Origin of the sequence: Lonepinella sp. MS14434, from assembly GCF_042468235.1 — a bacterium.
In the GTDB taxonomy this organism is placed as follows: Bacteria; Pseudomonadota; Gammaproteobacteria; order Enterobacterales; family Pasteurellaceae; genus Lonepinella.
Genome location: NZ_CP170386.1, coordinates 477,192 through 497,722, shown reverse-complemented (window position 1 = coordinate 497,722; position 20,531 = coordinate 477,192). Strand labels below are relative to the sequence as shown.

Sequence of the window (20,531 nt, the reverse complement as noted above, 5' to 3'; positions counted from 1 at the left end):
AGCGAAAATGATTATCTCACCATAAAACGCTATGAACCTTGTTAATCAATTCCAATCGCAACTCACTCACCAACACTATTTAATTGCCTTTAGTGGAGGATTGGATTCTACTGCTCTACTCTCGCTGATGGTAAAAGCTCGAGAAAATCAACCGCACTTACAACTACGTGCCGTTCATATTCACCACGGATTAAATCCTAACGCAGATCAATGGGCGACTCATTGTAAACAGATTTGCCAACAATTTCATATTCCGTTAATCATCAAAAAGATTAACGTTAATCCTAATAATGGTATTGAGCAAGGTGCTAGAGAAGCTCGCTATCAAGCTATTGCAGCAATACGCTTATCAAATGAAATCGTTGTAACCGCTCATCATTTACAAGATCAAAGCGAAACTTTTTTACTGGCATTAAAACGTGGTAGCGGTTTGCAAGGTTTAGGGGCAATGCAGTCTTATTCTGAATTGTATGGTATGCCAATTTTTCGTCCATTATTGCCATGGCAACGTAGTCAATTAGAACAGTATGTGAATAGTGAAAAGCTGGCTTGGATCGAAGATGATAGTAATGCAGATAACCATTACGAGCGTAATTTTCTACGCAATCAGATTTTGCCTAAACTTCGTCAACGTTGGCAACATTTCGATCAAATGGTGGCTCGTTCTGCTCAACATTGCTATCAACAACAACAATTAATTAATCAGTTATTGGCGGATGATTTTCAACAAAATTTCGATAAAAATCACCGCACTTTTTCCCTTGAGCGGTTTATACAGTATAACGAACTTAAACAAAAAGCCTTGTTGCGAATGTGGCTAACTGAATTAAAGCAACAGATGCCATCAATAGTTCAACTTGAACAAATTATACAGGATGTGATTTTAGCTCGTGCAGATGCTAATCCACAATATCATTTAGCAGATAAGGTAATTCGCCGTTATCAGCAAAAATTATACCTAACTGCGGATTTTAACAATGTAAATGACTTTACTGCCATACTTACCCCTGAACAAGAATGTATCTTGCCCGATAATATCGGGGTACTTACGATTCAAAAAAATACGCAACATTACACCGCAGTTTGGCAAGGTGAACAAGGATTACGACAACTGAGTTTACCGCCTACCGAACAAAATATTTGGGTAAAATTTGCTTATTCAGGAACGATTCAGTTAAAAGGTCAAAAAATCAAGCGTGATATTAAAAAAATTTGGCAACAACTTAATGTTCCAGTATGGCAACGCCAACGCATTCCCTTGATTTTTTATGATAATAAGCTACAAGGTGCGGTAGGTTTTTTTACGGCGGACTAAACAGGTCGAATAGTTTCCATATCCAACTTCGCATCAAAGGTTTTTTGTAGTAGTTGAATACCCTTGTCTTGAACCAGATCTTGTTTCGCCTGCTCACTCAATTCTTGGTAAATCTGATGATAATATTCTAATGGCGTTAAAGATTGTGGATCATCATTAATTTCAATCTCTAGTTGCATTGGCTGATTAAACAATTCTGACAATCTTTCAGTAAGCGTTTTTATCGCATTTTCTCGCTGTAAATGTTGTTGTGATGAACGTAATCCTAGTCGAATTTGTTGCTCATCTTGCAATAATAGAACAGAATTAATGGCTAATTGTTTGGTTAATTTTTCATCGTCTAATTGTAATTGTTCCACCAACTTAAACCAAGGATCTCGTTCTATACCGATCTGAATTAATTTACGGGTTAATTCTGGCGTTTTTTCTTGTAATATCGCCTGTTTAATATCTGACGGACGAATAACTTCGTTATCTTGATATTCAAGTTCTGGATTAAGCCATTCCCAACGATAATTTTCAGCACTTAATTCTGTCGTCTCTTCATTATGTTGATCCTCTCGTTGCTCTTCCTTGATTTCGATCTCTGTTTTTGCTTTGGTTGATTGAGATTGTATAGGCGAACTACCTAATTGTGCTAGTCGCTCAATTAAATCAACATTCTCTTTTTTAACAAAACGTGGAGAAACCACAGGTAATTCTAGTGGCTTAACTAAATTCTCGGAGGCCAGATTAGGCTTTTTTTTTTCGTTATCTATCTTGTTGCTTTGTTCTAAAGTGGCACGTAATTTTTGAATTTGATCTACTGCACTTGCCACATTATTACTTTCCGTTTTTACAGAAATTGGGTTATGTTGAATAGCATGCTTAGTTGGATAACTGGATTTGATAGTTTGAGACAACACAGGCATATCCACTAAATTTTCTGTTGGAGAAGCAGATAACTGAGATTGATTTTGTGGTTGAATTTGGATTAATTTGGGGTGAAACGCTAAGGCTCGTAGCAATGTCATTTCTGCTCCGATACGGCGATTCGGTGCGAAAGCTAGCTCTTTTCTCCCCATGAGAATAGTTTGATAAAAGAATTGTACATCTTCAGGTGAAATATGTTTAGCCAAAAAAGCAATTTGACTTTCGTCATTACCGATCGCAGGTAATAATTGTTGCATAGCAATTTGATGTAATTTCTCACCGACTTCCAGTAATAACTGATCCCAATCCACACCTTTTTCTGCCACAGACTGAACCACAGCCATTAATTTTTCGCCATTCCCCTGTTGCAAGGCATACAAAATTTCAATGGGCTGATTATCGTCCAATAAACCCAGCATTTTATTCACTATATCAGTGCGAATATCCGCATTAGACATTGCAATCGCCTGATCAGTTAGGCTTAAACTATCACGAATACTGCCCTGTGCAGATTTAGCGATTCTATCCAGTGCAGTTAATTCATAAGAGATTTTTTCAGCATCTAAAATGTGAGCAAGATGATGACTAATTTGAGTAGCCTCTAGTGCTTTTAAATGAAACTGCATGCAACGAGATAAAATCGTAATCGGTAATTTTTGTGGATCGGTGGTGGCTAATAAGAACTTCACATATTCTGGCGGTTCTTCCAAGGTTTTCAACAAGGCATTAAAAGAATGACGAGAAAGCATGTGTACTTCGTCAATTAAATAAACTTTATAACGCCCTTGTACTGGCTTATATTGCACATTATCGAGTAATTCTCGGGTATCTTCTACCTTGGTGCGAGAAGCTGCATCAATTTCAATTAAATCAATGAAATTGCCCTGTTCAATGGCTTTACAATGTTCACATTCACCGCAAGGTTCAGCGGTAACGCCATTGATACAATTTAAACCTTTGGCAAAAAGTCGTGCAATAGATGTTTTACCCACGCCCCTTGTGCCAGAAAAAAGATAAGCATGATGCAAGCGGTTTTCTTTTAAGCCATTAGCAAGTGCGGTCAAAATATGCTCTTGTCCGACAACTTCGCTAAAGGTCTTTGGTCGCCATTTGCGGGCTAAAACTTGATAACTCACTGCTTATCCTTTATTCAGAAGAGAAATTAATGACCAGCAAAATCCACTAAAGTAAAGGGTTCTACCCCTAATTTACGTAAGCGTTGCTCACCGCCTAATTCAGGCAAACTAATGACAAAAGCCGCATGTTTCACTTCTCCGCCTAAACGTTGAACTAATTTTACACAGGCTTCTAATGTACCACCTGTGGCTAACAAATCATCAATAATTAAAACGTTATCACCAGCTTGAATAGAATCAGAATGGATTTCTAAGGTATCTTCGCCATATTCTAATTGATAATTTTGCGAAATCACCGCTCTTGGTAATTTACCTGGTTTACGGACTAAAATAAAAGGTAAACCTAAGGCAATCGCCACAGGAGCGCCAAAAATAAAGCCCCGAGATTCGGTACCAATAATTTTAGTAATTCCCGCATGTTTAAACTGCTGTGCAATTAAATTTACTGTCGCACTAAAGGCTTTTGGCACTTCGGTTAAACTGGTAATATCACGGAAAATAATGCCGTCCTTAGGGTAATTAGGAATGGATTTAATAGAAGATTTAATAAGCTGTAATTGTTCGTTCATTTTGCTGCCTAAAGTGCGGTCAAAAATTTGACCTTTTTTATAAAAATTAACTGAGTGAATGTAAATAAATTTATCCTAAATTGCAAGCGTTACCACAAAAATATTTGCTTAATCCGCATAAATATCTTTACCATCTTTGCGAGTGCGGAATAATTGCAAAATCCAAGCATATTGTTCTGGTGTTCGACCTACAAAATATTCTATAACTTCGTTCATAGCACGAGCGGATTGTACAGGATCATCGGTTAATGTCATAGGAGATAAAATTTCCATTTGGTATTTGCCCTGTTTGGCGTTATAACGTGGAAACATAGGAATCACCACAGCTTTAGCCAACTTCGCCATTTTATTTAACCCTGGTAAAGTCGCTTTATACGTGGCAAAGAAATCCACAAACTCACTCGCTTCCGCACCAAAATCTTCATCTGGTAAGTAATAACCCATATCACCATTTTTCACCATGGAGAGAAACGGCTTAATACCATTTTGCCGTGCGTGCATTTTTCCGCCGAAACGTTCTCTTGTCCATGTCCAAAGCCAGTCGATCAATAAATTTCGGTGTGGATTAAACATAGATGTCATCGGCATGCCATGAGTATGTAAAATAATCCCTGAAGCATCAATCGACCAACTATGTGGTACTAATAAAATAATATTGTGTCCATTGGCTTTGGCTTGTTGAATATGTTCTATGCCCAAAAATTCACTACGTTGTTGTAAATGTTTTTTTGAACGCACGGCAATTTCACCGATACCTAACATCACTTGTCCTAAGGTAATAAACATTTCATCTAGCACTTTTTCACGCTGTTGTGTCGTCCATTGCGGAAAACAAAGTGCTAAATTGATACTTGCTCTACGACGTTGTTTTTTAGCTTTTTTCCCAGCGAGCAAGCCGATTTTACTGGCTAATTTATCTCGCCAACGAAATGGTACAAAAGCAAGAATGATTAACAGCAAGATAGCAAACCAAATACCCCAGTAACTCGGTTTTAAATAACTCCACGAAAAATGTGGTTCATAGCCAGCTCTCGCTGTAACACGAATATTTTCTTGATTTTCCATTAATTAAACCACCCTTGATCATAGACCATTTTTGCCGTCATAATAAATGACATAGCAACCACCATTGGACGAATCAGTTTCTTTCCTTTGGTTAATACCATTCTTGCCCCTAAATTCGCCCCGATAAATTGCCCACACATCATGACTAACCCAACCAACCAAAGAATTTGACCTCCGATTAAAAAGAAAAGCAACGATGCAATATTTGATGTGCAGTTTAACACTTTGGCATGTGCAGTGGCTTTGGGTAAATTAAAGCCTAATAAAGTAACAAATGCCAGACCTAACAGGGAACCCGTCCCCGGTCCAAAAAAACCATCATAAAAGCCAATAAACAATCCAGCAGTAAAAGCAAAACCAGCAAAAGATAAACGTTGATGGCGATCTTCTTCGCCTAATTTTGGCGTAAACAAAAAATATAAGCCAATCGCCAACACTAAAAAAGGAATCGCTTTCTTAATAAATGAGCTATCTACCTGTTGAATTAACACCGTACCAATCACCGCACCAATAAAGGTCATCAAAATTAGCAACCAAATCTGTTTTAAGTTCACAGCTTTTTTACGAATAAAATATAAGCTGGCTGAAAATGAACCACCACAAGCCTGTAATTTGTTGGTACCTAAAGCAAGCACGGGGGGAATACCAGCCATTAATAATGCTGGAATAGTAATCAAACCGCCACCACCAGCAATGGCATCAATAAATCCAGCAACAAGTGCTACTGCAAATAATATACTGATAATTTCTAAGCTAATTTCCACCGCACTTTCCCCAGATTATTCTAACCATTCGCTACGTTTTGGTGAACTTAACACTTGTTGGCATAAAAATGGTTCAGGGGGTGTAACTTTAGGTTTTGTTGTACCAGTTGATGGCTTTTTAGGTTCAAACCATGAATACAGTTCAGCACCGCAACCATCACCAGTTGGCACTGGTGCTTGATTTTCACAATAAGCTGCTCCATGCGGACAAGCTAAACGCACGTGAAAATGGCTATCATGTCCATACCAAGGACGAATTTTATGTAACCAACTACGATCGCCTTTTTCAGTTTGACAAAGTTTTACTTTAATCGCTGGATTAACGAAAATACGTGTTACTTGACTATCTTGAGAAGCTAGTTTAATTAGATTAAAGTGATTCTGATTCCATACATTTTCGTCCACTGTTTGTGTTGCTCGGTTCACTACCAACAAACCTTTGCCATCTGAATTTAATGCTTCCTGATCAGACATAGCTCCCATACGCAACCAAATATCTGCATCTAAACCCATTTGATGACTTGCATGTCCGGTTAAAAAACGCCCACCACCAGGCATTGCAATATCACCCACTAACATGGTGGGTAAACCTGCATTTTTTACTCGCTGCCCTAAACGTTGTAAATAGCTAATCATATCAGGATGACCGTAATAACGGTTTTTATTCATCCGAATCACTTGATAACCAACGCCCTTAGCTGGCAAGGCTTTGGCTCCGATGATACAGCCATTGGCATAAGAACCAATCGGTTGGGCTTGTCCTGTTTCACTTGGAATAGGACGTTTAACTTTTTGCCATTCAGCGGGTGAAGCCAATACGGTCGAAGATACCCCTAAAAGTGCGGTTAAAATAAAACCTGTTTTTTTCAATTTCATATTAAATTTTTCCGATAAAAATAATCTTAAGTAAACACTAAATCCCAGTTTGTAGGACTTCATATTGTTGCAAAATAATTCGTTTAAAATTTTCACTACAACTTGCCCAATCAATGACATCCACAAAAATCGGCAAATCTGATTCGCTAAAAGCCTCTTCAATATCTGCTTGTAAACGGATAGACATCGGCTGTTGCGTTATCACGGCTAAATCTAAATCCGAATATTTCTTAGCCGTCCCTTTAATCCGAGAACCAAAGACCCAAACAGGTAAATCTGGCACATATTCTCGTAAAATACCCTTAACAATGGCAAGATTTTCTTCACTAAGATCAATCATATCACTTTTATCTCTTGATATTATCGGCACTGTGCCTTAAACCGCAATAAATGATCTAATAACACAATCGCTGTCATGGCTTCCGCAATCGGTACCGCTCGAATACCAACGCAAGGATCGTGGCGACCTTTGGTTATTAATTGCACTGGCTCATTATTCACATTCACCGTACGTCCAGGGATAGTGATACTTGATGTTGGCTTTAATGCTATAGTCGCAATAATCGGTTGACCGTTACTAATCCCACCTAAAATACCACCAGCGTGATTAGATAAAAATCCTGCTGGAACCATTTCGTCACGATGTTCTGTCCCTTTTTGATTCACCACGGCAAAACCGTCACCAATTTCCACCGCTTTTACTGCATTAATGCTCATCAAAGCGTGAGCTAAATCCGCATCTAAACGATCAAATACGGGTTCGCCCAAACCAACAGGCACATTTTCTGCCACCACGGTCAATTTTGCCCCGATAGAATTGCCTGCTTTTTTCAAACTACGGATCAATTCTTCGAATTTTTCCACCGCACTTTGGTCGGGACAAAAGAATGGATTTGAATTGACCTGCTGCCAATCAATTTTGCTAATGTCCGCTACTGTTTTGGGATCAATTTGAACATCCCCTATCTGTGATAAATAGCCACGGACTTCAATGCCAAATTGTTCACGCAAATATTTTTTAGCAATCGCACCTGCCGCCACTCGCATCGCTGTTTCACGTGCAGATGAACGTCCACCGCCACGATAATCACGAATACCGTATTTTCGTTGATAGGTAAAATCAGCGTGACCTGGGCGAAATTGATTTTTAATTTCACCATAATCTTGCGAACGTTGATCGGCATTTTTGATTAATAACCCAATACTCGTCCCTGTGGTTTTACCTTCAAATACGCCCGACAAAATCTGTACTTCATCATCTTCACGACGTGGCGTGGTATAACGTGATGTACCAGGTTTACGGCGATCTAAGTCTGGTTGAATATCCGCTTCCGAAAGTGCCATATTGGGCGGAACACCATCTACAATACAGCCTAATGCAATACCGTGAGATTCACCAAAAGTGGTAACTTGAAAAAGTTGTCCGATTGAATTTCCTGCCATAAAACACCCTATGCTAATTTTTCCGTATGAAGTTTTACTTCTTCATTCGTTTGTTGATTTTTAATAAACACATCTAGTTGATTGAATGCGATCTCAATATTATTTTCATTAAATAACTGATTAATACGATTATTTAAGAAATCAATGGTTGGATTTCGATCACCAATTTGATCCACATAGACACGCAACTCATGATCTAAGGTACTTGCTCCAAAGGTTAAGAAGAATGCTCGTGGTGCTGGATCTTTTAATACTTTCTCACATTCTGCTGCTGCTCGTAATAATAATTTCTTCACAAGATCTAAATCCGAACCATAAGCCACACCGACACTAATCACAACTCTCGTCATACTGTTACTCAATGCCCAGTTAACTAAGCGTTCGGTGACAAAGGCTTTGTTTGGCACAATGACTTCTTTACCGTCAAAATCCACCAGTGTTGTGGCACGAATACGAATTTTGGAAACTGTACCACTAAATTCACCAATCGTAATCACGTCCCCAATACGCACTGGACGTTCAAATAAGATAATAATACCAGACACAAAGTTTGCAAAGATTTCTTGCATACCAAAACCCAAACCAACGGATAAGGCTGCAAATAACCATTGTAACTTAGACCAAGACATACCCAGCATACCAAATGCCAAAGCAGAACCTAGTGCAATAATAACATAAGTTAGTAAAGTGGTAATGGTATATGGCGTTCCCTGTGATAATTTAATATTTGAGAACACCATGACTTCTAGCAAACCACTTAAATTGCGTATAATAATATATGTCACCGCCAACACCACAAAGGCGACTAATAAATTAAGTAAGGTAACGGATTCCATCACCACGCCTGTTTCTGTAGTAACACTTTGTTGCCATAAAGTGACACCGTTTAAATAATAAGCCACGGTAATTAAATCTGACCAAACAAAATACATCAAGCCAAATAAACCGACCCAGAGAATTAAGTCTATTAAACGTAATACTTGATCTTTTACTTGGCTAACAGCTAATACATCATCCTGTTGCTGCACATCAATAATAAATTCTTCTTCGTTATCGCTATTATTATCGGCTACTTGTTTAGCAATAGCTTGTTCACGTTTATCTTTAAGGCGGCGAGCCGCAAGTCGGCGTGCTGATACTTCTAACACACGATAAATAAAACCACGTAACATCAACCATGTGGTTAATGCCATGTAAGATGAGATTAAATGGTCAATCAGCACTAAAGAGGTATAATAATAACCCAATCCAATCAAAATAATTAAGGCAACTGGAGCAAATAATGAAAACATACGTAAAAACCGTAGTAAATAAATTTTCATGCTTTGCTGATGCGTTAAGGTTTGTTGGTAAGAAGTGATAGCTAAACGCATTTCGGGACCGATCATCAATAGCAAGATAACCAACACTGAAATCGTCATGATTTCACCTAGCACGTCATAAGCAACGCCCCCTTCTAAATTGGTGAAAATAGATGTGTTGAGTAATAATGCCACCACCCATATTGAGCGTTTTAAAATTCGCCGAAAGTTCTCTGAACTTTGTTTAGGCATTTTAAAATGACGATGCGCAATACCATTCGGACGTAATAATGCCAACATAAAGGCAAAATAAAACCAATAGCCAGCCATTTTTAATCCCCATGTCCAAGCCTGTGTTGGATCCTGCAAACAAAAATAGGTAGCTAAAATAAACAGCATTAAAAACACAAAGGTACTTGGTAAACACAAGATCAAGGTCCAAAAAACTGCTATTGGTGTATTCCATTGGTTATCGCTTTGAAAGGTCTTTAATTTATTATTAATCTCCGTAATCTTTTGCTTAATCGCATTTTTCTGACGTAAAATCCCTAGTGTTAAAACCAGTAAAATAGAAACTAAAATACTGACCCAAATCACATTATCTTGCCAATTAGAAAAATCAAATCGTTTGGCAATATCACGGAATTGAAAGCTAAGATAAGTCGGTAAATTTTTGAAGAATGCCAAATCAATTTGTGCATTACTTTTTACCCAAAAACTTTGCTGTTGCAATTTACTTTGTAAAGTATCACTAATGGTCTGTACTTGTTGTTGATTTAATTCAATATTAATCGATAAATTCAACTGATTATTTAATTGTTTAAGCAGTTCAGAAATAACCTTACTACGTTCTTCAATAATACTTTTTAAACGTGAACGCTCTTTATCGGTAAAGGTCACTTTTTCTTCTTTGGCTAAGTTATCAATATAACTCTCCGTATTATTCATCCGATCACGAAATTCGCTAATATCAAAAATGCGTACACGTAAATCTGCAATTTGTTTAGATAAGCCCGAAATCATCTCATCTTTTGGCAAAGATTGGCGTTGTTTATTGATCACGCGAGATAATATCAATGTCCCTTGCAATGAACTAATCTGCTCATCAATATTACGTTGAGTTTGTTGTAAGTTATCTAAAATACTTTTAATTCGTAAATTATCTTGTGACAAACGATTCAGTTGAGCGGTCTGTTTTAATAATTCTTCACTCACTCGAGTGTTCATTTCTAATTCTCGAGCAATCACTGGATTATCGGTGTTATTATTATTTTTTTGTGCTGTTGCTTGTTCTAATTGATTTTGACTTTCGGCTAAATTTTTAGTATTAATAGCGGTTTGCAGTTCAATTAATTCCGCTTGCAACTGCTGTTGCATCAGCGTTTTTTCTTCTAACTGACTACTATAAAGACTGGTTAAAGATTCATTTCCATTCAGCTGAATTTGTCTGTAGGTATTACTTGCCTGCAGATAATCTAATTCTACCATCAGTTTTGAACGTATAGTGCCGGATGTACTAGCGGAAGCTAAAGCATCATTAATGGCCTGAATACGTGCAGAATTTTCAGTTAATGTAGCTTGAGTACGTTCTGGTACGCTTTTTTGGCTAGATAAATTCGCATTAAGTGCGGTTAAATCTATTTGAATTTGTTGCAAATTCTGGTTGATTTCATCTACATTACTTTTCATCTGTTGAACAGATAAATTGGCTAAAGATTTTTGAATTTGCTCCACACTGCGTTGCTTAGCTTTTAAACTCGCAATACTTTGTTGGCTTTTTTTCAGGTCTTGTACGGAATGTTGAATTTCTTGAGTTAAATTTTCATTATCTTGTTTTTGTTTTTCAAGCTGCTCCAACAACACCAGAGTATCTTCTAAATTTTTAATATCTACTTTATTATCGTCCGTTTGATTATTTTTCTGCATAATCTCTAATTGTGACTGAATATCTTTTGCCGACGGCAAAGCTGCAAATACCGATGTATTTACGATGAATAATCCTAAAAAAAGATAAATTAATGTCTTTCGAATGCTCATTATCAACTACTCTCCGATTAACTGAGCTAACGCCTGTTTCAGGCTTACTCGTGAAATTTTAATATTGCCTTGCGATTCCAAATTTAATGGGAAGTAACGCACTGGCTGTTTAAATCGTTCAATTTTATTCGTTAAAAAATCTTGTACTTTTTGCACCGCAGTTTGGCTAAACTCTTGCTGAAATTTCACCATAGCAACAGGTCGTTGACCAAATTCGGCATCATCAATAGGTAACACAAAAACCTGTTCCACTAAAGGATGTTGCTGAATTATTTGCTCAATTTCTTCTGGCTGAATGTTTTCTCCGCCAGAAATAAATTGATTATCCAATCGTCCTAAAATATATAACTGTTCGCCATCCCAATAAGCTTTATCTTTGGTCTGTAACCAACCCTGTGGGTTTGTTAATGGCTGAATTTTACCATTTTGCCAATAGCCCAATGCCAAACCTGCTCCTTTTAACCAAATCTCATCATTAACGATTTGGAAGAAGCGTCCAAGCAAGGGTTGTCCCACACCAGTTTCACCGTTACATTGTTTGGCAAATACAGTAGATGCCATTTCCGTCATACCATAACCGACGTAAACTTTAATACCAAGCGCGGTTAATTTTTGAGTAATTTCTGGCGGAATGTTCGCTCCACCTAATAAAATCTCTCGCGTTTGTACCGTAGTTTGCGGATTCTTTGCCACATATTCAAATAATCGTAACGCCTGTGTAGGAACTAAAGACACATGACTAGCCCGCAACACATCTTGATAAAAATGAATGCTCGGCAGATGCAATTCAGCCCCTTGCAAGAGCCAACGCCATACTATACCTTGCCCCGAAACATGATACAACGGCAAAGATAATAACCACGATTTTTCAGCCGTGAAATCCATTAGTTGACAGACACCTTGAGCATTGTCTAAGTGAGCTTGTATGTCATGCACGATCGCTTTTGGTGTACCTGTTGAGCCGGATGTTAAAGTTAAGGTCAAACCTTTCACCTTATCATTGCGGGGACTGAACTGTGTATCGATCCGAAAATCCAGCTCCGTTTTTAATGGACAGACACAGAAGTCTGCTCCTACATCAATCCAACGTTGTATTTGATTTTGTTGACAAAGTTGATCAATTTTTTCAGCGGTAAAAGCCGGATTAATACCTAACACTCGCATATGGCTTTGTAAGCCTGCCAAATAACAACATAGCAGTTCAAGGCTATTTTTACCCGAAAACGCTACCCCGCTCCCCGACTGTAACCCTAGTGAAAGTAACCAGTCCTGTTTTTCTGAAACCAGTTGACTCAATTCTTGCCAACTAAAAGCAACGCCTTGCGAATGATCTCGCAAGGCGATTTGAGCTTGTTTATTCGGACAACTTGCGTATTGTTGCAATAATTGCATAACGATATTATCCGTGACTTAATTGTCTGCTACAAAAGCATTTTTTACATAATCAATGGTTTTCTCATCAAATCCCATCTCACGCATCACGCCTTCTAGCATAATCATTTTACGCCCACTATTATTGTTGGTAATCACCCAATGTGGACTGTCTGGAATTTGTTTCGGTTTAGTATGATTACCGGCATCTAATAAAGTTTGTTCATCTTGAGCAAAATATACTCGAGTTCGCCCCTGAACATTTTCACTGCTGATCGCTTGAGTAAAATCATTATTATTCGATTTATATAACCCACTTAAAATTGTTAAAAATCGTACTACTGCTTTGCTTTCTTGCTTAAATTCTGGCGTTTCTAACAGTATCATTAAGTCGGAGATATCACTTTTTTTACTCACATCTGGCTCTGATCGTTCAACAACTTGAACTTGTTGTGTTGTAATTTCTTCTGTTTGTTGATTCACTGCTGATTCTGAGTAAATTGGTGCAGTTTCTTGTCGTAATGGCAATGATCTATCTATATTCTCTGTTTTATCCGATAAATCTAACGCCACCGAACGAATACTTAAAGAAGGCAAATTTAATAAACGGCGTAAAATATCCGATGCACTTTCACCAATAGACTGCGTATGACTGGCGATGTATTGATAAAGTTCTTCATCAACTTCAATTATTTTCATTTATTCTGCTCTCAAAACTTGATTAACAATCCATTTTTCCGCATTATACCGACTTCTGATTAAATTCTCTATGTAAAAAACGATTAAAAAAGCCATGTCAGTTCAACAATTACTCAATTATCAATTTACACCATGCAACATTGCACAAACACCAACCATGGTATTCATCCACGGTTTATTTGGTGATATGAATAACCTAGGTATCATTACACGTGCATTTAGTGAACAATATTCTATTTTACGCCTTGATTTACGTAATCACGGACAAAGTTTTCACGCAGATGACATGAATTACACGCTAATGGCACAAGATGTCATTGCAGTATTAGAACATTTACAACTGAACAATCTCATTTTAGTTGGACATTCCATGGGGGGAAAAACTGCTATGCGAGTAGCCAACTTACGCCCAGACTTGATCGCTAAATTAATTGTGATTGATATTGCCCCTGTCAGTTATAAACATAACTGGCATAATGATGTATTTATGGGGCTATTTGCCGTAAAACAAGCCAATGCAGAAAGTCGCCAAACAGCGAAACCAATATTAGCTCAATATATCAAAGAAGAAAGCATACAACAATTTATGTTGAAATCCTTTGATGCCAATTCATCTGAAAAATTTTGCTTTAATACCACCGCACTTTATCAACATTATGCAGATATTATGGACTGGCAACCGCAAGCCCCTTGCGAAATACCCACCCTATTTATCAAAGGGGGGTTATCCGATTATATTCACCCCACTTATACACAAACTATTTTAGATCAATTTCCCCATGCCAGTTCCTTTACTATTAATGGTTCGGGACATTGGGTTCATGCGGAAAAACCTGATTTTGTGGTGAGAGCGATTGAACGGTTTATTCAATCAAATTAATCTTAATTTAGACGTTTAATTTATAGGGAATTTATGTTATAGTTTCGCAGATATTCTCACTTCAGCTAATCATTATCAACATACGAATGATTACTAATAAAAGAGATAATAAACGGTAAATAAAAATGGCAAAACAAGATGCAGATTGCATTACATTGGATCTTTTTGCTAATGAAAAGCGTGTTGGGCGACCAAAAACCAATCCGTTAAGCAGAGAACAACAAATCCGCATCAACAAACGCAATCAAATACGGCGTGACAAATCTAGCGGATTAAAACGAATAGAATTAAAATTACATCATCACCTTATTCAAAAATTAGAAGACTTGGCAACACATAATAACGTCAGTCGAGCAGATGTAATTGAAAACATATTACAAAATTATTTTAATATTCAAGGAAATAGGTAAATAAAAAATGGCTATTGTTGGTTTATTTTACGGTAGTGACACAGGCAATACAGAAAATATTGCTAAAATGATTCAAAAACAACTTGGCAATGATGTGGTAGATATTCGTGACATTGCCAAAAGCACCAAAGAAGACATCGAAAGTTATGATTTCTTAATGATTGGGATTCCGACTTGGTATTATGGTGAAGCTCAGTGTGACTGGGACGATTTCTTCCCAACCTTAGAAAAAATTGATTTTACGGACAAATTAGTGGCTATTTTTGGCTGTGGCGATCAGGAAGATTATGCCGATTATTTCTGTGATGCAATGGGAACCGTCCGCAATATTATTGAACCACATGGTGCAATTATTGTCGGTAACTGGTCAACCGAGGGATATAACTTTGAATCTTCACAAGCATTAATTGACGATAAAACTTTCGTTGGTTTATGTATTGATGAAGATCGTCAACCAGAATTAACTGCTCAGCGTGTTGAAACTTGGGTAAAACAGGTTTATGATGAAATGTGTTTAGCAGAACTCGCATAAGGAAAAGAAATATGTCAGAAGAAAATATTAAATTACTTAAAAAAGTTGGGTTAAAAATCACCGAACCACGCTTAACGATTTTAGCCCTTATGCAAGAACACAAAATGGAGCACTTTTCTGCGGAAGATGTGTATAAACTATTACTTGAAAAAGGTGAAGAAATCGGTTTAGCCACTGTTTATCGTGTGTTGAATCAATTTCACGAAGCAAAAATCTTAACCCGTCATAATTTTGAGGGAAATAAATCTGTTTTTGAGTTAGCACCAACAGTACATCATGACCATATCATCTGTGTAGATTGCGGTAAAGTATTTGAGTTTAACGATACCGTTATAGAAGAACGCCAAAAACAAATTAGTAAAGAACATGGAATTCAATTAGAAAATCACAGTTTATATCTGTATGGAAAATGTACGGATATTGAGAAATGTGATAAATAATTTTTTGTGTTCAAAGGAAGAAAGTGCGGTGAAAAAATCGCACTTTTTTATTTTCCCTCGGTGGACATTGTCAACAAACTAAAATGTGATGAAAAACACCACACTTTTTCTAGTCCCCTTCAAATAAAATTTTCCCTTAGCCAAAACACCGCATTTTATGCTACAATACCGCCAATTTTTCTCTAAAACTTAGGAAAACTAGATGTCTGAATTAACTCAAGATATAACCCCTATCAGTATTGAAGAAGAACTGAAATCTTCTTATCTCGATTATGCCATGTCGGTCATTGTCGGTCGTGCTTTACCAGATGTACGTGATGGCTTAAAACCAGTGCATCGCCGTGTACTATTTTCTATGGATCAAAGTGGCAACACCTATAATAAATCCTATGTTAAATCCGCTCGTGTAGTGGGCGATGTGATCGGTAAATACCACCCTCATGGTGACAGTGCAGTGTATGACACCATTGTGCGTATGGCTCAACCATTCTCATTACGTTATATGTTAGTGGACGGTCAAGGAAACTTTGGTTCGATTGATGGTGATGCACCCGCTGCCATGCGTTATACCGAAGTTCGTATGCAGAAAATTACACAGGAATTACTGACCGATTTAGACAAAGAAACCGTAGATTTTTCGCCTAACTATGACGGTAAGGAAATGATTCCTGATGTATTACCGACTAAAATTCCTGCTCTGTTAGTGAATGGTTCATCTGGTATTGCGGTGGGTATGGCAACTAACATTCCACCACATAATCTGGGTGAAGTAATGGACGGATGTCTGGCTTATATTGACAATGAAGATATTAGCATTGATGAGTTAATGCAGTTTATTCCCGGTCCTGACTTCCCTACCGCGGCATTGATTAACGGTCGCCGTGGTATTGAAGAAGCCTATAAAACGGGGCGTGGCAAAGTTTACGTGCGGGCTAAAGCCTCTGTCGAAACCAATGATAAAGGGCGTGAAAAAATCATCATCACGGAAATTCCTTATCAAGTGAATAAAGCCAAATTAGTGGATAAAATTGCTGAACTGATCCGTGAGAAAAAAATTGAAGGCATTGCAGGCATATTAGATCTATCAAACAAAGAGGGGATCTGCCTTGAAATCGACATTAAACGTGATGCCGTTGGCGAAGTGGTGCTAAATCACCTATATGCCTTAACTCAAATGCAGATCACTTTCGGCATAAACATGGTGGCGTTAGATCACGGTCAACCAAAATTATTCAATTTAAAACAAATTATTGCTGCCTTTGTCAAACACCGCCGTGAAGTTGTTACACGCCGTACAGTATATGAACTACGTAAAGCACGTGAACGGGCGCATATTTTAGAGGGATTAGCCATTGCCTTGGCGAATATTGATCCTGTGATCAATTTAATTCGAGCCTCCAAAACTGCCGATGAAGCCCGTGAGGGTTTATTAAGTCAACCTTGGGCATTGGGCAATGTTGCTCCAATGTTAGAAGTGGCAGGGGTTGATGCCTCTCGTCCAGATGATTTAGCCGCTGAATTTGGCGTACATGATGGTCAATATTTCCTTTCCGATGCTCAAGCACGTGCTATTTTAGAATTACGTTTACACCGTTTAACGGGTTTAGAACACGAAAAAATTGTCGATGAATATAAAACGATTTTAGTCGAAATCGGTGAATTATTACATATTTTAACTAGTGCAGACCGCTTACGTGAAGTGGTTCGTGAAGAATTAGAATTAGTTAAAACTAACTTTAATGATGCACGTCGCACCGAAATTACTGCGTCATCAGGCGATATTAATTTAGAGGATTTAATTGCTCAAGAAGATGTAGTCGTTACCCTTTCACACGAGGGTTATGTGAAATATCAACCTGTTACTGATTACGAAGCACAAAAACGTGGTGGCAAAGGTAAATCAGCGACCAAAATGAAAGAAGAAGATTTTATTGAGAAGTTATTAGTGGCAAACACCCATGATACGATTCTCTGCTTCTCAAGTCGTGGACGTTTATACTGGCTGAAAGTGTATCAATTACCACAAGCCAGCCGTGGAGCTAGGGGTCGTCCGATAGTCAATATTTTACCGTTACAAGAAAACGAACGTATTACAGCGATTTTACCTGTGGCAAGTTATGATGAAAATAAATTTGTCCTCATGGCAACGGCTGGCGGTATTGTTAAGAAAACTTCTCTCACCGAATTTAGCCGCCCACGTACCAACGGAATTATTGCCGTGAACTTGCGTGATGAAGATGAATTAATCGGTGTGGACATCACCGATGGTTCAAATGAAATTATGTTATTCTCATCACAAGGTCGTGTAGTGCGTTTCGCCGAAAGTGCAGTGCGTGCTATGGGACGTACGGCGACAGGCGTACGAGGTATTAAACTCGCCTTAACTAACGATCTTTCCGATGATGAAAGTGCGGTGGAAATTGAAGAAATTTCTGATGATAACACAGAAGAAACCTTAGATCTTAATATTGATAAAGTGGTTTCTTTAGTGATACCGAAAAATAATGGCGAAATCCTAACGGCTACCCAAAACGGTTATGGTAAGCGGACTAAATTAGCTGAATACCCAACCAAATCTCGTAATACGAAAGGGGTTATCTCTATCAAAGTCAGTGAACGTAATGGCAAAGTGGTAGCATCAACACAAGTTGAAGAAACCGATCAAATTATGTTGATTACAGATGCTGGCACATTAGTTCGTACTCGAGTAAGCGAAGTAAGTATTGTAGGACGTAACACTCAAGGCGTGCGTTTAATTCGTACTAACGAAGATGAACATGTGGTTAGTTTGGAACGTTTAGCAGAACCAGAAGACGATGAATTTGACGGTGAAAATGTAGAAACTATAAACCAAAGTGCAGTGGAAAATTCACCAGAATAATCGTAAATGCCACAAAAAAAGGGTTAACTGATATTAACCCTTTTTTTCATCAATAAACCTATATATTAGTAAATATTATTTACTGATTGCTTGATCCATTTTTTCACCAGCATTTTGAATATCTTTACCTACACCTTTAGTGGTTTCACATGCGGTTAATGACATCACAAATAAAGCGGATAATACTACTGCAATAATTTTTTTCATACTTCTTCTCCTATGTTTTTTTAATAACTACGTTTACCATACCTTAAATCTTAACTAGATTCAACCTTTAATGTTAAAATTATATTTCCATAATATTGCAAATAATACTAAAAGATGCGAAGCATCATTACCATGCATAACCCTGAATGCTAGTGCAGGAGATTTTATGATCTACGTCACAAAATCAACATTTCCCCTTTAGCAAAGGTTCCATTACATTACTTGAGATGTTAAACTCTAAGAGAATTTGATTTTAACTTTTATAAGGTAATTTTTATGACAACGTATCGTATTGAAAAAGACACCATGGGCGAAGTTCAAGTACCAGCAGATAAATACTGGGCGGCACAAACTGAACGCTCTCGTAATAATTTTAAAATCGGACCTGAAGCTTCTATGCCACATGAAATTATTGAAGCCTTTGGTTATTTGAAAAAAGCCGCTGCCTACGCTAACCATAATTTAGGTGTGTTACCTGTTGAAAAACGTGACTTAATTGCACAGGCTTGTGATGAAATTTTAGCACGTAAATTAGATGACCAATTCCCACTTGTCATCTGGCAAACGGGTTCTGGTACACAATCCAATATGAACTTAAACGAAGTGATTGCGAACCGTGCCCATGTATTACATGGCGGTAAATTAGGCGAAAAATCCTATATTCACCCAAATGATGATGTGAATAAATCCCAATCTTCCAACGACACCTACCCAACCGCTATGCACATTGCGGCATACAAAAAAGTGGTGGAACACACTATCCCTGCGGTGGAACGTTTACAAAAAACCTTAGCCAAAAAAGCCGAAGAATTTAAAGATGTGGTAAAAATCGGCCGTACTCACTTAATGGATGCTACCCCACTCACTTTAGGCCAAGAATTTAGTGGTTATGCGGCTCAACTTTCCTTTGGCTTAAAAGCCCTTAAAAATACCTTGCCACATTTAGCTCAATTAGCGTTAGGCGGCACGGCTGTCGGCACTGGCTTAAATACACCAAAAGGCTATGATGTGAAAGTGGCAGAATATATTGCAAAATTCACCGCACTTCCATTTATTACCGCTGAAAATAAATTTGAAGCCTTGGCAACTCATGATGCGGTGGTGGAAACCCATGGTGCATTAAAACAATTAGCCATGTCATTGTTCAAAATCGCTCAAGATGTACGTTTATTAGCCTCTGGTCCTCGTTCAGGTATCGGTGAAATCTTAATTCCTGAAAATGAACCAGGTTCATCCATTATGCCAGGTAAAGTCAATCCAACCCAATGCGAGGCCTTAACCATGGTCTGTGCCCAAGTATTAGGTAATGACACCACCATCTCTTTTGCAGGTAGCCAAGGACATTTTGAACTAAACGTGTTCAAACCTGTTATGGCGTATAACTTCCTACAATCTGCACAATTATTAGCTGATACTTGTATCTCTTTTGATGAACATTGTGCTAGCGGTATTGAGCCAAACCACCCACGGATTAAACAATTATTGGAGCAATCCTTAATGTTGGTGACTGCATTAAATACCCACATTGGCTATGAAAATGCAGCGAAAATCGCCAAAACCGCCCACAAAAATGGTACTACATTGCGTGAAGAAGCCATTAATCTGGGTTTAGTGGCCGAAGATGATTTTGACAAATGGGTTCGCCCAGAAGATATGGTGGGTTCATTAAAATAATTATTCACCTAAAACTTGA

General features: G+C 37.9%; 18 protein-coding genes. 7 read left to right on the top strand and 11 right to left on the bottom strand.

Annotated features, from left to right (window positions below; all coding sequences use genetic code 11):
- Positions 1–31: 31 nt before the first annotated feature.
- Positions 32–1,315 carry a tRNA lysidine(34) synthetase TilS gene (gene tilS / locus O1Q79_RS02470; RefSeq protein ID WP_386692797.1) on the top strand — a complete coding sequence of 428 codons (1,284 nt, stop codon included), beginning with the start codon at positions 32–34 and terminating at the stop codon, positions 1,313–1,315.
- On the opposite strand, the gene dnaX is transcribed toward tilS, so the two are convergent.
- The 10 genes from dnaX to seqA form a co-directional block, all read right to left on the bottom strand.
- Positions 1,312–3,363 carry a DNA polymerase III subunit gamma/tau gene (dnaX, locus tag O1Q79_RS02465; protein WP_386692795.1) on the bottom strand — a complete coding sequence of 684 codons (2,052 nt, stop codon included), beginning with the start codon at positions 3,361–3,363 and terminating at the stop codon, positions 1,312–1,314. The genes tilS and dnaX overlap by 4 nt on opposite strands.
- A gap of 26 nt (positions 3,364–3,389) precedes the next feature.
- A complete protein-coding gene (apt, locus tag O1Q79_RS02460) occupies positions 3,390–3,932 on the bottom strand; it encodes an adenine phosphoribosyltransferase (protein ID WP_386692794.1) in 543 nt (180 codons plus the stop codon).
- Positions 3,933–4,040: 108 nt separating this feature from the next.
- Positions 4,041–4,997 (bottom strand): lauroyl-Kdo(2)-lipid IV(A) myristoyltransferase, encoded by a 957-nt coding sequence (gene lpxM, locus O1Q79_RS02455; RefSeq protein ID WP_386686742.1) that lies wholly within the window; start codon positions 4,995–4,997, stop codon positions 4,041–4,043.
- Positions 4,997–5,761 carry a TSUP family transporter gene (locus O1Q79_RS02450; protein WP_386692793.1) on the bottom strand — a complete coding sequence of 255 codons (765 nt, stop codon included), beginning with the start codon at positions 5,759–5,761 and terminating at the stop codon, positions 4,997–4,999. Before O1Q79_RS02450 ends, lpxM begins: the two co-directional genes overlap by 1 nt.
- Before the next feature lie 15 nt (positions 5,762–5,776).
- Entirely contained in the window at positions 5,777–6,637 is an 861-nt protein-coding gene (gene mepA / locus O1Q79_RS02445) for a penicillin-insensitive murein endopeptidase (protein ID WP_386692792.1), read from the bottom strand.
- 37 nt (positions 6,638–6,674) lie between these two features.
- Positions 6,675–6,977, bottom strand: coding sequence for a nucleotidyltransferase family protein (locus O1Q79_RS02440; RefSeq protein WP_386686750.1), 303 nt, complete (start codon positions 6,975–6,977; stop codon positions 6,675–6,677).
- A gap of 20 nt (positions 6,978–6,997) precedes the next feature.
- Positions 6,998–8,080 (bottom strand): chorismate synthase, encoded by a 1,083-nt coding sequence (gene aroC, locus O1Q79_RS02435; protein WP_386686753.1) that lies wholly within the window; start codon positions 8,078–8,080, stop codon positions 6,998–7,000.
- An 8-nt stretch (positions 8,081–8,088) separates the two neighbouring features.
- A complete protein-coding gene (gene mscK / locus O1Q79_RS02430; RefSeq protein ID WP_386692791.1) occupies positions 8,089–11,418 on the bottom strand; it encodes a mechanosensitive channel MscK in 3,330 nt (1,109 codons plus the stop codon).
- Between the two features lie 6 nt (positions 11,419–11,424).
- Positions 11,425–12,810, bottom strand: coding sequence for an o-succinylbenzoate--CoA ligase (menE, locus tag O1Q79_RS02425; RefSeq protein ID WP_386692790.1), 1,386 nt, complete (start codon positions 12,808–12,810; stop codon positions 11,425–11,427).
- Between the two features lie 18 nt (positions 12,811–12,828).
- Positions 12,829–13,488 (bottom strand): replication initiation negative regulator SeqA, encoded by a 660-nt coding sequence (gene seqA / locus O1Q79_RS02420; protein WP_386692789.1) that lies wholly within the window; start codon positions 13,486–13,488, stop codon positions 12,829–12,831.
- A gap of 94 nt (positions 13,489–13,582) precedes the next feature.
- On the opposite strand from seqA, the gene O1Q79_RS02415 reads away from it, so the two are divergent.
- The 5 genes from O1Q79_RS02415 (at position 13,583) to gyrA (ending at position 18,631) form a co-directional block, all read left to right on the top strand.
- Positions 13,583–14,368: an alpha/beta fold hydrolase gene (locus O1Q79_RS02415; protein WP_386692788.1), complete on the top strand. Its 786-nt coding sequence runs from the start codon at positions 13,583–13,585 to the stop codon at positions 14,366–14,368.
- Positions 14,369–14,493: 125 nt separating this feature from the next.
- Positions 14,494–14,778, top strand: a complete 285-nt coding sequence (ybfE, locus tag O1Q79_RS02410) for a LexA regulated protein (protein ID WP_386692787.1) — start codon at positions 14,494–14,496, stop codon at positions 14,776–14,778.
- Positions 14,779–14,785: 7 nt separating this feature from the next.
- Complete coding sequence (fldA, locus tag O1Q79_RS02405) at positions 14,786–15,310, top strand: flavodoxin FldA (protein WP_386686767.1); 525 nt, start codon at positions 14,786–14,788, stop codon at positions 15,308–15,310.
- An 11-nt stretch (positions 15,311–15,321) separates the two neighbouring features.
- Complete coding sequence (gene fur / locus O1Q79_RS02400; protein ID WP_386686770.1) at positions 15,322–15,750, top strand: ferric iron uptake transcriptional regulator; 429 nt, start codon at positions 15,322–15,324, stop codon at positions 15,748–15,750.
- 202 nt (positions 15,751–15,952) lie between these two features.
- Positions 15,953–18,631: a DNA topoisomerase (ATP-hydrolyzing) subunit A gene (gene gyrA, locus O1Q79_RS02395; RefSeq protein WP_386692785.1), complete on the top strand. Its 2,679-nt coding sequence runs from the start codon at positions 15,953–15,955 to the stop codon at positions 18,629–18,631.
- A 75-nt stretch (positions 18,632–18,706) separates the two neighbouring features.
- Here gyrA and O1Q79_RS02390 read toward each other — a convergent pair whose 3' ends face one another.
- A complete protein-coding gene (locus O1Q79_RS02390) occupies positions 18,707–18,838 on the bottom strand; it encodes an entericidin A/B family lipoprotein (protein WP_386692783.1) in 132 nt (43 codons plus the stop codon).
- Positions 18,839–19,114: 276 nt separating this feature from the next.
- Between O1Q79_RS02390 and fumC the strand changes: the two genes are divergently transcribed.
- Positions 19,115–20,512, top strand: a complete 1,398-nt coding sequence (gene fumC, locus O1Q79_RS02385) for a class II fumarate hydratase (protein ID WP_386692782.1) — start codon at positions 19,115–19,117, stop codon at positions 20,510–20,512.
- Positions 20,513–20,531: the final 19 nt, after the last annotated feature.